Source organism: Synechococcus sp. CCY 0621 (assembly GCF_019038465.1).
Lineage (GTDB): Bacteria > Cyanobacteriota > Cyanobacteriia > PCC-6307 > Cyanobiaceae > Cyanobium.
This window is the reverse complement of record NZ_JAFKRH010000048.1, coordinates 23,073-37,417: the sequence shown is the minus strand read 5'-3', so window position 1 is coordinate 37,417 and position 14,345 is coordinate 23,073. Positions and strand designations below refer to the sequence as shown.

Sequence of the window (14,345 nt, the reverse complement as noted above, 5' to 3'; positions counted from 1 at the left end):
TTTTTTTTGCCTGCCTGTCGCCGTGATGCCCGGTTCTGATCGCAGCGCCTTCCTTGCCCGGATCGCCGGTGGGGAAGCAGGTGCTGACTTGGCCGTCAATCTTCTGCCCCTCAAGAAATGCTGGCCCGCCGACCTGGAGACGCCCCTGACCACCTGGCTGAAGGTGGGGGCGGGCAGCAGCCATGGTGTGCTGCTGGAATCCGTGGAGGGGGGCGAGCAGCTGGGCCGCTGGAGCTACGTCGTCAGCGACCCGCTCTGGACCCTCACCTGCCGCGGCGACCGGGGCGAGCGGTGCTGGCGGGATGGCCGCAGCGAACAGCTCCAGGGCAATCCCTTCCGCCTGCTGCGGGACGCCCTGGCGCCGTTGCGGCCTGGCCCGGTGGAGGGCCTGCCCAAGGTGGCCCAACTGTTCGGCTTCTGGGGTTATGAGCTGATCCAGTGGATCGAGCCCAGCGTGCCGGTGCACAACGCCGCCGAGGGGGCCCCACCCGACGGCTGCTGGATGCTGGCCGACAGTCTGCTGGTGTTCGACCAGGTGAAGCGCCAGATCACGGCCGTGGCCTACGTGGATCTCTCCGCAGGCGCCGATCCCGGCGAGGCCTACGACCAGGCGGCGGCGCGCATCGAGGCCCTCGAGGCCCGCATGCACGCCCCGCTGCCGGCGCACGTGCAACCGCTGGCCTGGCACGAGGCGAGTGGCGCCGAGCTGGCCACCAGCAGCAACCGCAGCCAGGCCGATTTCGAAGCCGCTGTTGCCACGGCGGCCGAGCACATCGCCGCCGGCGACGTGTTCCAGCTGGTGCTGAGCCAGCGGCTGGAAACCCGGGTGAGCCACGATCCCTTCGAGCTTTACCGCAGCCTGCGGATGGTGAATCCTTCGCCCTACATGGCGTTCTTCAACTTCGGCGACTGGCATCTGATCGGCTCCAGCCCCGAGGTGATGGTGAAGGCGGAGCCCTGCGCCGAAGGGGTGAAGGCCTCCTTGCGGCCCATCGCCGGCACCCGCCCCCGCGGCGAGGATGCCCGAAGGGATGCGGCCCTGGCTGAGGAGCTGCTGGCCGATCCCAAGGAGCGGGCGGAGCACGTGATGCTGGTCGACCTGGGCCGCAACGACCTGGGCCGGGTCTGCCGGGCCGGCACGGTGCAGGTCACCGAGCTGATGGTGATCGAGAAGTACTCCCACGTGATGCACATCGTCAGCGAGGTGGAAGGGCTGCTGACCGAGGATCACGACATCTGGGATCTGCTGATGGCGTCCTTCCCTGCCGGCACCGTGAGCGGGGCCCCCAAGATCCGGGCCATGCAGTTGATCCATGCCCTCGAACCGGATGCCCGCGGGCCCTATTCGGGGGTCTACGGGGCCGTGGATCTGGCCGGGGCGCTGAACACGGCGATCACGATCCGCACCATGGTGGTTCGGCCCCATCCCGACGGCGGCTGGCGGGTGCAGGTCCAGGCCGGGGCAGGGATCGTGGCCGATTCCCGGCCGGAGGCGGAGTACCAGGAAACCCGCAACAAGGCACGCGGCATGCTCAAGGCCCTGGCCTGCCTGGAGCCGGCCGTGGCCGCTGCGGCGGACGCCACCCCATGAGCGCGCCCCTGCTGCTCAAGGGCTTCGAAGTGGAGATGTACACCGGCCGGGCCGATGGCTCGGTGGTGGGCTGCTCGGCGGAAGCGGCCGCCGCGCTGGCCGGCTTCATGACCGAACCGGACCAGCGCAACCTGGAGTACGTCACCCCACCCGAGGCCTCCTACACCGCCCAGCTGGAGCTGCTGCTGGAGCCGCGCCGTCGGCTGCGCCGCTGGCTCCAGCCCCGCCAGCTGACCCTGCTGCCGGGCAGCACCCTGAGCCTGGGGGACAGCCGACGCTTCGAGCGCTCTGACCCCGAGAACCCGTACCACGCCTACATCGAGGCCACCTACGGCACCCGGGTCGTGACCGCCAGCGTCCACATCAACCTGGGGCTGACGGACATGAACGCCCTGTTCGCCGGCCTGCGCCTGTTGCGCTGCGAGGCGTCGCTGCTGCTGGCCCTCAGCGCCAGCTCCCCCTTCCTGGACGGGGTGGCCACCGGGGCCCACTCCCAGCGCTGGCTGCAGTTTCCGATCACCCCGCCCCAGGTGCCCCTGTTCCGTAACCACGGCCACTACATCCTCTGGATGGAGCAGCAGCTGGCCGCCGGGGCGATGCGCAACGTGCGTCACCTGTGGACCTCGGTGCGCCCCAATGGCGACGACCGCCCCCATGGCCTCAACCGCCTGGAGATCCGCATCTGCGACCTGATCGACGACCCTCTGCTGCTGCTGGCCGTCACCGCCTTCACCGAACTGCGCCTGCAGCAACTGCTGCGGGATCCCCAGGGCCAGGATCCCTTGGCCGCCAGCCCCCTGGCCGCCGGTGAGCTCGAGGCCTTGGCCGATGCCAACGACCGGGCGGCGGCCCGCTCCAGCCTCCAGGCCCAGCTGGTGCACTGGCGCAGCGGACAGACGCTGGAGGCCCGCGCCTGGATCGCCGCCGAGTTGGAGGCCATGGCCCCCCTGGCGGCGGAGCTGGGGCTGGAGCGCTGGCTGGCCCCGCTCCACGAGCTGCTCGCCACCGGCAACCAGGCGATGCGTTGGCTCGCCCGTCAGGGGCGTGGCGAAAGCATCGGTGCCATCATCGGCAGCGAGGCCGTGGCGCTCGCGTCACGGGAGAAGGCGCTGGACGCATGGCTGGAGACAGAAGCAGCCCAGGTTCCTGGAGGATCATGAACAGCAACCCCGCGCCCACCGCCCCCATGCGGCTCCAGCTGACCGAACCCTCGGTCGTTCCCGCCGAGGCCTCCCCCGGGGTGATCCGCCTGCTCACCGAACGGCTGGAGCTCGTGGAAGATCTCTGGCAGACGGTGCTGCGCAGCGAGTGCCCACCCGAGCAGGTGGACCGCCTGCTGCGGCTCAAGGAACTGAGCGGTCCGGTGGCGCCGGGTCTGGATCCGGAGGCCTCCTCCGCCGTCGACACCGACGGCATCGTGGCCTTGATCAAGGCGATGGATCTGGCCGAGGGCATCGCCGCCGCCCGGGCCTTTTCCCTGTATTTCCAGCTGGTCAACATCCTTGAGCAGCACATCGAGGAAGACAGCTACCTCGAAAGCATCAAACGGGCCCCCGCCCCCGCCAGCAACGACCCCTTCCTGCCTGCCCTGGCCAGCCAGAGCGATCCGGCCACCTTCCGCCAGCTGTTCGAGCGCCTGCGGGCCCTGAATGTGCCGCCGGGCCAACTCGAGAACCTGCTGCGGGAGCTCGACATCCGGCTGGTGTTCACCGCCCACCCCACCGAGATCGTGCGCCACACCGTGCGGCACAAGCAGCGCCGGGTGGCGGCCCTGATCCAGAAGCTGCAGGTGAACGGCCAGGGCAACCCGGACGACAACGACCGGCTGCGCCAGCAGCTGGAGGAGGAGATCCGGCTGTGGTGGCGCACCGATGAGCTGCACCAGTTCAAGCCATCGGTGATCGACGAGGTCGATTACGCCCTGCACTACTTCCAGCAGGTGCTCTTCGATGCCCTGCCCCAGCTGCGCCAGCGCATCCGCGCCGCCCTAGCGGCCAGCTACCCCGACGTGCAACCACCCCGGGACGCCTTCTGCACCTTCGGCTCCTGGGTGGGCTCCGACCGGGACGGCAACCCCTCGGTGACGCCGGATGTGACCTGGCGCACGGCCTGCTTCCAGCGACAGATGATGCTGGCCCGCTACATCCAGGCGGTGTCCATCCTGCGTGACCAGCTCAGCATCTCGATGCAGTGGAGCCAGGTGAGCGCAGCACTACTGGAATCCCTGGAGATGGACCGGCTGCGCTTCCCGGAGATCTACGAGGAACGGGCCGCCCGCTACCGGCTCGAGCCCTACCGGCTCAAGCTGAGCTACACCCTCGAGCGGCTGCGGCTCACCCAGCAACGCAACCAGCAGCTGGCGGAAGCGGGCTGGGAATCCCCCTGCGATGGCTCCTCCGGCCACGAAGCCGGCCTCACCAGCCTGATGGAGCCGGCCCCGCCCCAGGAACTCCATTACGCCTCGGTGGAGGAGTTCCGCACCGACCTGGAGCTGGTCAAGGAGAGCCTTGATGCCACCGGCCTGAGCTGCGAAGCCCTGCAGGACCTGCTCAGCCAGGTGCACATCTTCGCCTTCTCCCTGGCCAGCCTCGACATCCGCCAGGAGAGCACCCGCCACAGCGACGCCATCGACGAACTCAGCCGCTACCTGCTGCTGCCGGTGCCCTACGGGGAGATGGACGAGGAGCAGCGGGTGGAGTGGCTGCTGAACGAGCTCAAGACCCGCCGTCCGCTGCTGCCACCGGCGGCCCGCTGGAGTGCGCCCACCGCCGAGACTTTCGCCGTGTTCAGGATGCTGCAACGGCTGCAGCAGGAATTCGGCCGGCGCATCTGCCGCACCTACGTGATCTCCATGAGTCACACGGTGTCCGACTTGCTGGAGGTGGTGCTGCTGGCCAAGGAGGCGGGGCTGGTGGATCCGATGGCCCAGAAGTCGGCCCTGCTGGTGATCCCTCTGTTCGAAACAGTGGAAGACCTGCAGGGGGCCCCGGCGGTGATGGGTCGCCTGTTCGCCGACCCCTTCTACCGCCAGCTGCTGATCAGCAACAGCGACGGCGAGCAGCCCCTGCAGGAGGTGATGCTGGGCTACTCCGACAGCAACAAGGATTCCGGCTTCCTTTCCAGCAACTGGGAGATCCACCGGGCCCAGATCGCACTGCAGTCGCTCGCCGATGCCCACGATGTCGCCCTGCGCATCTTCCATGGCCGTGGCGGCTCGGTGGGACGGGGTGGCGGCCCCGCCTACCAGGCGATCCTGGCCCAGCCCAGCGGCACCCTCAAAGGGCGCATCAAGATCACCGAGCAGGGGGAGGTGCTGGCCTCCAAGTACTCCCTGCCCGAGCTGGCCCTCTACAACCTGGAAACGGTCACCACCGCCGTGTTGCAGAACAGCATGGTGAGCACCCCAGTGGACGACACCCCCACCTGGAACGTGCTGATGGAGCGGCTCGCCGCCCGCTCCCGCGACCACTACCGGGCCCTGGTGCATGACAACCCCGACCTGGTGGCCTTCTTCCAGCAGGTGACACCGATCGAGGAGATCAGCAAGCTGCAGATCTCCAGCCGCCCGGCGCGGCGCAAGAGCGGTGCCAAGGATCTCTCCAGCCTGCGGGCGATCCCGTGGGTGTTCGGCTGGACCCAGAGCCGCTTCCTGCTGCCCAGCTGGTACGGCGTGGGCACGGCCCTGCAAGCCGAGCTCGATGCCGATGGTGAGCAGATGGAACTGCTGCAGCTGCTCTACCAGCGTTGGCCCTTCTTCCGCATGCTCATCTCCAAGGTGGAGATGACCCTCTCCAAGGTCGATCTGGAGCTTGCCGGCCATTACGTCACCTCCCTGGGACGCCCCCAGAACAAGCAGGTTTTCGAGCAGATCTTCGCGTCGATCGCCAGCGAGTTCGCCCTCACCCATTCCCTGGTGCTGCGCATCAGCAACCACAGCCGGCTCCTCGACGGCGACCCGGCCCTGCAGTTGTCGGTCGACCTGCGCAACCGCACGATCATTCCCCTGGGCTATCTGCAGGTGGCGCTGCTGCGCCGGCTGCGGGAGCAGAAACGGCAACCGCCGATGAGCGAGGGGCCGAGCGACGGGCCCGGAGGCGGCGACGGCCGCACCTACAGCCGCAGCGAACTGCTCCGCGGTGCCCTGCTTACCATCAATGGCATCGCCGCAGGCATGCGCAACACGGGCTGATTCCCTGAACTCTCTGTTGATCCCCTTCCGCAGCCAGCCTTCGACCCCACGCCTGCGGGAGGGTTACGCCCTGCTCCATCAGCACGACCCCGAACCGGCCGACCTCAATCGCCTGCTGGAGGCTTGCGGCGATTCACCCCGCAGCAGCGACCGCTGGGAGCGGGTGCTGGCGCGCAGCGCCTGGCACCTGGTGGTGCTCGACCCGGGCGGCCGGCTGGTGGGCTTTGTGCGGGCCACCAGCGATCAGGCCCTCAACGCCAACCTCTGGGACCTGGTGGCCGATCCGGCCGATCCCTGCCGGGATGAGGTGATCGGGGCCCTGGTGCAGGCCGCCCTGGCTCGCCTGCGGCGGGAACTGAGCGGCTGCAGCATTTCCCTGTCCGCCCCACCCGAGGCCCTCAACGCCCTCGCCCGGGCAGGGTTTGTGGTGGATCCCGGTGGCATCCGGGCCATGGGCCTGGACCTGCGGTCCCAGGCAGACGGGTGACCGAGAAAGGGACGGGGCTGACGAGCATGGAGGGACTCGAACCCCCGACATTCAGAACCGGAATCTGACGCTCTATCCAACTGAGCTACATGCCCTGCCACGGCGGTAGGGGTCCCACAGGACCTTTCCCTCCGATGGCGGTACCTTAGCGGCTGACCGCCCCAGAACCATCCGGCTGCACCGCCTGGACCTCCGGCATTTCCGCAACATCGACGGCCTGCGGCTGACGCTGGAGGCGCCCCGCCTGCTCGTGATCGGCAGCAATGGCCAGGGAAAGTCGAACCTGCTGGAAGGGGTGGAGCTGCTCACCAGCCTGCGGTCGCACCGCTGCAGCGTCGACCGGGACCTGATCGGCCACGGCCACCCCTGGAGCCGCCTGGGCGCCCTCACCGACGAGGCCGACAGCCTGCAGCTGGAGCTGCGCCGCAGTGGCGGCCGCCAGGCGTTCCGCAACGGCAAACGGCTGGAGCGGCAACTCGACCTGATCGGCCCCCTGCGCTGCGTCGGCTTCAGCGCCCTCGACCTCGACCTGGTGCGGGGGGAGCCCGCCCTGCGGCGCCAGTGGCTGGACAGGGTGGTGCTGCAGCTCGAACCCGTCTACGGCGCCCTGCTGAGCCGCTACGGGCGGCTGCTGCGGCAGCGCAGCCAGCTGCTGCGCCGGGGACTGGCGGCCGGCCAGCGGCAGGAACTGCTGGACGCGTTCGATCAGCAGATGGCCCTGGTCGGCGCCCGCCTGCACCGCCGGCGCCAGCGGGCCCTGCGGCGCCTGGAGCCGCTGGCGGTGGCCTGGCAGCAGCGCATCGGCGGGGCCGCCGAACCGCTCCAGCTCGACTACATCAGCGGCACCCTGCTGGCGGAGGCCAGCGACGAGGAGGGACCCTGGCGCCAGGCCCTGGCGGAACAACTGCGTCAGCAGCGGCCTGAGGAGGAACGGCTGGGCCAGTGCCAGGTGGGGCCGCACCGGGACGAGGTGGCGCTGCTGATCGGCGGCCAGGCCGCGCGGCGCTACGGCTCCGCCGGCCAGCAGCGCACCCTGGTGCTGGCCCTAAAGCTGGGGGAGCTGGACCTGGTGGGCCAGGTGGTGGGTCAGCCGCCGCTGTTGCTGCTCGACGACGTGCTGGCCGAACTCGATCCTGGTCGCCAGCAGCTGCTGCTGGAGGCGGTGGGGGACGGCCACCAGTGCCTGGTGAGTGCCACCCATCTGGAGGCCTTCAGCAGCGGCTGGCGGGCCCACAGCCAGGTGGTGGAACTGCGCAGCGGCGCCCTGGTGGCCTGAGGCCCGATCCCCCTGTCGCCGCAGGCAACCTGGCGAACCACTGATCCGTGCTCCTGACGCGTATGGTGAGACCTGTTTGACCGGATTCGATGAACCAAACCCTTTCCAGCCTGCATCCCAACCCGGGATGGAAGCCCTCCGCCTCCCCCACCCACGCCATTGCACGGCCCGTCTCCGCCCCAGGCGACATCACCGACGCGGTTGGGAAACACTGCATCCTCGAGCTCTACGACTGCGATTGCGCAAGGCTCGACGACGAAGCTTTCCTCAGGGACACCATCACGACAGCAGCCAAACGCGCTGGTGCCACCCTGCTCAACCTGATCACCCATCGCTTCGAACCCCAGGGCGTCACGGGCCTGGCGTTGCTGGCGGAGTCCCACATCTCCATTCACACGTGGCCCGAATCGGGCTATGCGGCCGTGGATGTGTTCACCTGCGGTGACCACACCATGCCCGAGAAGGCCTGTCAGGTCCTGTGGGAGGAGCTCGGATCCGGCCGGCACAAGCTCACCAGCTTCCGCCGCGAGACGCCCGAGGCCCTGATCGACAGCCAGAGGGAACCCCACCTGGCCAGCGCCTGAGTGCGGGGCAAGGGGCACGCCCGGGTATCGGTCAGTTCCGATGCCCCCCGAGGGAGCGGTTCAGCTTGCCGCTCACCAGCCCCTCCAGATCCAGGGCCACGGCAGTGAAGCCGAGGTGCCTGAAGGCCTCCACCAACTGGGGGCGAAACTCCCCATGGGCGAGAGAATCCAGCGCCGCCGGCAAGCCGGCGGCGGGAATTTCAATGCGTGCTGTCTCCCCCTGGCTGCGGACCCGCAGTTCGGGAAATCCCCGCTGACGCAACCAGTCCTCGGCGGCGGCCACGCGAGCCAGCCGGGGGGCATCAATGGGCTCGCCATAGGGAAAACGGGAGGCCAGGCAGGGCTGGGCTGGCTTGTCCCACCAGGGCAGGCCCAGGGCCCGGGAGAGCTGTCGCACCCCCGCCTTGTCGATGCCAGCCTCGGCCAGGGGCGAGCGCACACCGAATTCGCGGGCGGCACGGATGCCGGGCCGGTGATCGCCCAGGTCATCGAGGTTGACCCCATCCAGCACCTGGGCCCCCTGGGCGGCGGCGGCGATTGGGGCGAGCAGGCGATGCAGCTCCCGCTTGCAGGCGTAGCAGCGGTCCTGGGGGTTGCTGGTGTAGGTGGGATCGGCCAGCTCTGCGGTGGGCAGCTCACGGTGGCGCAGGCCCAGCCAGCGGGCCTGGTCGCTGGCCTCCCGGCGCAGATGGGGCGCCAGGGCCGGCGAAACGCCCGTGATCGCCAGGGCCCTCTCCCCCAGCCGGTCGCCGGCCAGGGCGGCCACCAGGGCGCTGTCGACGCCGCCGGAGTAGGCCACCACCACCTGGGGGAAGCTCTCCAGCTGCCGGCAGAGGGCCTCCAGGCCCCGCTCCAGGGGGGCGGGCAGGGCTTCGAGCAGGTGGAGGCGGCCGGGGGTGGGCATGGCGTCGATCCTGGCAAGGCTGGGTAGCATCCGGGTCATATCCCCCCGCCCATGCCCCCCGCCGCCCGCAGCACCCAGACCCCCCAGCGCGGCACCGGGCGGGGCATCGGCATCCGCACGGCCGCCGGCAGCGACGAGCGCGCCCACGGCCAGCTGCACGTCTACGACGGGGAAGGCAAGGGCAAAAGCCAGGCGGCCCTGGGGGTGGTGCTGCGCACCATCGGGCTGGGCATCTGCGAGCAGAAGCGCACCCGGGTGCTGCTGCTGCGGTTCCTCAAGGGCCCCGGCCGCGCCTACGACGAGGACAGTGCCATCGAGGCCCTGCAGCAAGGCTTCCCGCACCTGATCGACCAGGTCCGCACCGGTCGGGGCGACCACTTCAGCGCCGCGGAAGCCACCCGCTTCGACCACCAGGAGGCCCAGCGGGGCTGGGACATCGCCAAGGGGGCGATCGCCAGCAACCTCTATTCGGTGGTGGTGCTCGACGAGCTCAACCCCGTGCTCGACCTGGGCCTGCTCGACACCGAAGAGGTGGTGCGGACCCTGGCCACCAAGCCGCCGGGGATGGAGATGATCTGCACCGGCCGGGGCGCGCCGCGCCAGCTGGTGCAGCTGGCCGACCTGCACTCGGAGATGCGGGCCCACAGGGGCCCCCAGCAGGGGTTGGAGGGCCTGGAGATCTACACCGGCGAAGGCAAGGGGAAATCCACCAGCGCCCTGGGCAAGGGCCTGCAGGCCATCGGCCGGGGGATCAGCCAGGACAAGAGCCACCGGGTGCTGATCCTGCAGTGGCTCAAGGGCGGGGCGGGCTACACCGAGGACGCGGCGATCGCCGCCCTGCGGGAGAGCTACCCCCACCTGGTGGATCACCTGCGCTCGGGGCGCGACGCGATCGTCTGGCGCGGACAGCAGCAGCCGATCGACTACGTGGAGGCGGAGCGGGCCTGGGAAATCGCCCGGGCCGCGATCGCCAGCGGCCTCTACAAGACCGTGATCCTCGACGAACTCAACCCGACGGTGGATCTGGAACTGCTGCCGGTGGAGCCGATCGTCCAGACCCTGCTGCGCAAGCCCACAGAAACCGAGGTGATCATCACGGGCCGCTGCAAGAGCCGGCCGGCCTACTTCGATCTGGCCAGCGTCCACTCCGAAATGGTGTGCCACAAGCACTACGCCGAGCGGGGCGTCGACCTCAAGCGCGGCGTCGACTACTGAGCCTGCCGGTCAGGGGTTGCCGGGCCCTTCGACCCGTTCGAGGTCCAGCGCGTCGTTCTCCAGCATCTCCACCTCCTCCGAGGCGATGAAGCGTCCCAGCAGCAGGCCCACCAGCAGGGCCACATAGAGGGTGCTGGCGACGCTGAGGAGGATCACGAAGCGCTCCCCCACCGCATTGGCCGGCAGCACATCGCCATAGCCGACGCCGGCGATGGTCACGAAGCTGAAGTAGGTGAGCCGGTCGAGCAGCAGCTGGTTGCTGGCGGCCGCCCCGAGGCTGAAGCTGCCGGGCACGAGCACCTGGGTGGCCGTGGCCAGCACGCCGCCGGTGAGGCCCAGATGCAGATAGCCCGCGGCGGCGCCGGCCATCACCAGCCCATTGACCCGCGGCACCCGGGCCAGCAGCCGCACCAGCCGCAGGGAGGTGGCGAGAAAAAACAGGCTCAGCAGCACCATCTCCACGGCGCGGAACACTCCGCCGGGCCAGGTGCCGATGAGCACCGGCACCCAGAGCCCCAGGCCTCCCACAACCCCGATCCCCCGGAAGATGTCCTGGCGCAGGCGGGCGTAGCTCATCCCGGCGATCACCGGCAGGGTCAGGATCGACTGCAGGATCAGCAGGTTGAAGACCAGGGCCAGGAGCAGGTTGGCCCCCCAGCCCCGGGTGGCCGTGAGGGGCATCACCAGGACCGGCAGCATGGCCGAGATCAACAACGGCAGGAAGCGCTTCTCGAGGGCGATCAGCCGCCGGGCTTCAACACGGCGGCGCTCCAGCCACCGCTGTCTGGCGGGAGAGAGGGGATCAGTAGCGCGGAACGTCAGGATCCACCTCCTGGCTCCAGGCATCGATGCCGCCCTGGACGTTCACCCCCTCGATGCCGTGGCGGCCCAGGGCGATCAGAGCCTTGGCGGAACGGCCGCCCAGCTTGCAGTGCACGTAGAGCCGTTTGCCGTTCGCCAGGCGCCGCACATCCTCGATCGCCTCGCCGCTCTCGATGCGATCGAGGGGCACCAGCACCGCGCCGGGAATCACCGCGATCTCGGCTTCCTGGGGATTGCGCACATCGACGAGGAGCAGATCCTCCATCTGGCCGTCGATCAGGGTCTTGAGCTCGGCCACAGTGATGGTGGGCACGCTGCCCGCCTCCTCCTGGCCGGGGGCCGAGCCGCCCACGCCGCAGAACTCCTGATAATCGATCAGCCTGTCGATCACGGGGCGCTCCGGATTGGGGCGCAGCTTCAGCTCCCGGAAGCTCATCTTGAGGGCATCGAAGAGCAGCAGGCGGCCGCTGAGGCTGGTGCCGATGCCGGTGATCAACTTGACCGCTTCGGTGGCCTGGATCATGCCGATGATCCCGGGGAGCACCCCCACCACCCCCCCTTCGGCGCAGGAGGGCACCATGCCCGGCGGTGGCGGTTCGGGGAAGAGATCCCGGTAGTTGGGCCCGCCCTCGAAGTTGAACACCGTGGCCTGGCCCTCGAAGCGGAAGATCGAGCCGTAGACGTTCGGCTTGCCCAGCAGCACGCAGGCGTCGTTGACCAGGTAGCGGGTGGGGAAGTTGTCGGTGCCGTCGCAGACGATGTCGTAGCCGGCGATGATCTCGAGGGCGTTGTCGCTGGTGAGGGCCGTTTCGTAGAGATCCACCTGGCAGTGGGGATTGATCTCGTGGATCCGGGCCTTGGCCGATTCGATCTTGGGCTTGCCCACCCAGCTGGTGCCATGGATCACCTGGCGCTGCAGGTTGCTGTGGTCCACCACGTCGAAGTCGACGATGCCAAGGCGGCCGACGCCGGCGGCGGCCAGATACAGGAGCAGGGGCGAGCCGAGGCCGCCGGTGCCGACGCACAGCACCGAAGCCGCCTTAAGCCGCTTCTGCCCCTCCATGCCGATCTCCGGCAGGATGAGGTGGCGCGAGAAACGCACCACCTCATCGGGGCTGAGCTGGACGGCACTGGTGTCGGGAGGAAGCATGGCGGTGGAGATCCACGACGCACTAACCGTCCATTCTCCACGCCAACCGCCGGGGGCTGCCCTGCTCCGGCAACCACCAGCAGGCCAGGGAACGGGGCTCCCCTGCGGCGGGGCCCTGCCCCAGGATCAGCATCAGGGTGGGGACGAAGGCCAGGGACCGGTCGAGGGCCGAAGGCACGGGCTCCGAGAGCGGATGGCTGTGGGCCGATCCCAACACGCTCAGCCCCCGGGCGCGGGCCCACTTCTGCGCCAGCAGCTGCTCCCGCGGATCGAGGGCGAAGCGGCGACGGCGCTCGGCGGCCGGCTCCCAGACATTGAGGCAGGGCCAGACGCGCCGGACGACCAAGGGATCCCGGCCCCCGATCAGCAGGGCACAGCCCTCCTCGGGGGCGGCCGCCACCAGCACGGCCTCCAGCAGCGTCAGCGCCTGCCGACCAAGCCGCAATTCTGCTGGCGTCTGTGGGTTCACACCGGTACGTTATGCATCATTCCGTCAGGAGACCTCTCCTTCCATGATCGACAGCACGACCGAGGTGAAGGAGACCATGCAGGACGACACCACCAGCAGCGCCGCGGAGGTGGATTTCACCGAGCGCTACAGCGAAGTGATCGGCAAGGTCAACGAGACCCTCGACAAGGTGGACTGGAGCCAGGTGGGCCGCATCGGCAAGGCTTCCGGCGTCCTGCTGGCCGTGATCGTGGCCCAGATCCTGATCAAGGGTGTGCTCGACACCATCAATCTGCTGCCGATCGTGCCGGGCCTGCTGGAATTGCTCGGACTGGTGGTGGTGGGCAACTGGAGCTGGCACAACCTCACCACGGGTGAAAAGCGCTCAGCCGTGATGGCCAAGCTCCAGACCCTGCGCAAGGAATACCTGAGCTGAGCCCCGGCTTTCATCACCCCCTCTCCTGGGCCGCCCCCCGGCTCAGGAGCTTTTTGATCTCTCCTTGGCCTTGGCCCAGGTAGGAGCCGCCGAAGAGGTTGGCATGGTTGAGCACGTGATAAAGGTTGTACAGATCTCGGCGGAATTCGTGGCCTGCAGGTAATGGCCAGGCTTCTGTGTAGCCCTCGAAGAACGCCTCGGGAAAGCCGCCGAACAGCCTTGCCATGGCAAGGTCCACCTCCCGGTCGCCCCGGTAGACCGCCGGATCGAAGATCGCCCCCTGGCCGCCGCTGGTGATGGCGGCGTTACCGCTCCAGAGGTCGCCGTGCACCAGGCAGGCATCGGGCCGATGGTCCGCCAGCCACTGGCCGGCACGCTCCAGTAGCGCCTGGGCCTGCCGCAGGGGTGTGCCGCTGCTGGCCAGGTGCTCCAGCTGGGGGGCCAGGCGCCGCTCCACGAAGAATCGGCCCCAGTCGTCGTCCCAGCCGTTGCGCTGGGGGATGGCACCAATGACGTTGTCGCGGTGCCAGCCGAAGGAGGCTCCGCCCCGATCCCCCGCCGCGCATGTGAGGGTGAGGCTGTGGCGATGCAGACCCGCCAGTGCAGCCCCCAGGCGACGCCACTGCGGCACTTGCGCCGCGGAGCCGCCGCCCTCCAGGTCGAGCCAAGAGAGCACGAGGATGGCCACAGGGCCCGACAGTCCGCAAGCGAGCGGCACGGGCACCAGCGGACCGTGCTCCCCCGCCGCCACCGCCAAGGCTTGCAGCCCCTCCGCCTCAGCTTCCAGGAGCGGCAACGCGGAGGCCGCGTTGGTCTTGGCGAACAGCCGGCTGCCATCCATCAGATCCAAACACCAGGCGGAATGGATGCAGCCACCGCCCACTGGAGTGCAGCGCACCAGCTCCATGCCGAGGCGTTCCGTCAGCCAGGGGGAGAGAGTGTCGGGATGGGTCATTGGGGAGGAGTCTCCTGGCCACTCTGGACATCCTCTGGCCCGTGATCTAGATCCAACAACCTTCCAGAGTATCCATGGTGAGACTCACTTCCTCCACGCGCTTGCGTGATTGAGAGGTTGGTTGAAACCAGCCTCATCGCGGCACACCATGAAGAAAGCCCACCGGAAGGTGGGCTCAAGACGACGGACCGCGCTCATAGTGAGAACGAGTTGCGCTTGATCCGGGAGCGAAGCTTGCGGTTCATGCCGAAAGCAGCCGCAGCGCCCAGGCCTGGCTCAGGCCCTGGC

13 protein-coding genes and 1 tRNA gene are annotated in these 14,345 nt (G+C 69.0%); 8 read left to right on the top strand and 6 right to left on the bottom strand.

Annotation, left to right across the window (positions count from 1 at the left end; all coding sequences use genetic code 11):
* Nucleotides 1-25: 25 nt before the first annotated feature.
* From KUG43_RS15795 to KUG43_RS15780, 4 genes are read left to right on the top strand one after another with little or no spacing between them, the layout of a single operon-like run.
* The gene (locus tag KUG43_RS15795) at nt 26-1,591 is read left to right on the top strand and encodes an anthranilate synthase component I family protein (RefSeq protein ID WP_216910647.1); all 1,566 of its coding nucleotides are present in this window, start codon (nt 26-28) and stop codon (nt 1,589-1,591) included.
* Complete coding sequence (gshA, locus tag KUG43_RS15790) at nt 1,588-2,751, top strand: glutamate--cysteine ligase (RefSeq protein ID WP_216910645.1); 1,164 nt, start codon at nt 1,588-1,590, stop codon at nt 2,749-2,751. The genes KUG43_RS15795 and gshA overlap by 4 nt, the downstream gene beginning before the upstream one ends.
* A 26-nt stretch (nt 2,752-2,777) precedes the next feature.
* Nucleotides 2,778-5,780, top strand: a complete 3,003-nt coding sequence (gene ppc, locus KUG43_RS15785) for a phosphoenolpyruvate carboxylase (RefSeq protein ID WP_216910700.1) — start codon at nt 2,778-2,780, stop codon at nt 5,778-5,780.
* Between the two features lie 16 nt (nt 5,781-5,796).
* Complete coding sequence (locus tag KUG43_RS15780; RefSeq protein WP_216910643.1) at nt 5,797-6,267, top strand: GNAT family N-acetyltransferase; 471 nt, start codon at nt 5,797-5,799, stop codon at nt 6,265-6,267.
* Between the two features lie 21 nt (nt 6,268-6,288).
* Here the strand turns inward: KUG43_RS15780 and KUG43_RS15775 are convergent.
* A tRNA-Arg gene (locus KUG43_RS15775) sits at nt 6,289-6,362 on the bottom strand.
* A gap of 89 nt (nt 6,363-6,451) precedes the next feature.
* On the opposite strand from KUG43_RS15775, the gene recF reads away from it, so the two are divergent.
* Both recF and speD read left to right on the top strand, forming a co-directional pair.
* Nucleotides 6,452-7,543 (top strand): DNA replication/repair protein RecF, encoded by a 1,092-nt coding sequence (gene recF, locus KUG43_RS15770; RefSeq protein WP_216910698.1) that lies wholly within the window; start codon nt 6,452-6,454, stop codon nt 7,541-7,543.
* Between the two features lie 89 nt (nt 7,544-7,632).
* A complete protein-coding gene (speD, locus tag KUG43_RS15765; protein ID WP_216910640.1) occupies nt 7,633-8,127 on the top strand; it encodes an adenosylmethionine decarboxylase in 495 nt (164 codons plus the stop codon).
* A gap of 31 nt (nt 8,128-8,158) precedes the next feature.
* On the opposite strand, the gene larE is transcribed toward speD, so the two are convergent.
* A complete protein-coding gene (gene larE / locus KUG43_RS15760) occupies nt 8,159-9,031 on the bottom strand; it encodes an ATP-dependent sacrificial sulfur transferase LarE (protein WP_216910638.1) in 873 nt (290 codons plus the stop codon).
* Between the two features lie 51 nt (nt 9,032-9,082).
* On the opposite strand from larE, the gene KUG43_RS15755 reads away from it, so the two are divergent.
* On the top strand, nt 9,083-10,246 hold the full coding sequence (locus tag KUG43_RS15755; protein WP_216910636.1) for a cob(I)yrinic acid a,c-diamide adenosyltransferase: 1,164 nt from the start codon (nt 9,083-9,085) through the stop codon (nt 10,244-10,246).
* A gap of 9 nt (nt 10,247-10,255) precedes the next feature.
* Here KUG43_RS15755 and KUG43_RS15750 read toward each other — a convergent pair whose 3' ends face one another.
* The 3 genes from KUG43_RS15750 to KUG43_RS15740 are packed head-to-tail and all read right to left on the bottom strand — an operon-like array spanning nt 10,256 to nt 12,687.
* Nucleotides 10,256-11,092, bottom strand: a complete 837-nt coding sequence (locus KUG43_RS15750) for an ion channel (protein ID WP_216910634.1) — start codon at nt 11,090-11,092, stop codon at nt 10,256-10,258.
* Nucleotides 11,049-12,218, bottom strand: a complete 1,170-nt coding sequence (gene moeB, locus KUG43_RS15745; protein WP_216910632.1) for a molybdopterin-synthase adenylyltransferase MoeB — start codon at nt 12,216-12,218, stop codon at nt 11,049-11,051. Before moeB ends, KUG43_RS15750 begins: the two co-directional genes overlap by 44 nt.
* A 22-nt stretch (nt 12,219-12,240) precedes the next feature.
* Entirely contained in the window at nt 12,241-12,687 is a 447-nt protein-coding gene (locus tag KUG43_RS15740; RefSeq protein WP_216910630.1) for a M67 family metallopeptidase, read from the bottom strand.
* A gap of 43 nt (nt 12,688-12,730) precedes the next feature.
* Here KUG43_RS15740 and KUG43_RS15735 point away from each other — a divergent pair, with 43 nt between their 5' ends.
* Nucleotides 12,731-13,102, top strand: coding sequence for a CAAD domain-containing protein (locus KUG43_RS15735; protein WP_216910628.1), 372 nt, complete (start codon nt 12,731-12,733; stop codon nt 13,100-13,102).
* Nucleotides 13,103-13,115: 13 nt separating this feature from the next.
* Here KUG43_RS15735 and KUG43_RS15730 read toward each other — a convergent pair whose 3' ends face one another.
* Nucleotides 13,116-14,057 carry a fructosamine kinase family protein gene (locus tag KUG43_RS15730; protein ID WP_216910626.1) on the bottom strand — a complete coding sequence of 314 codons (942 nt, stop codon included), beginning with the start codon at nt 14,055-14,057 and terminating at the stop codon, nt 13,116-13,118.
* Between the last annotated feature and the right edge of the window lie 288 nt (nt 14,058-14,345).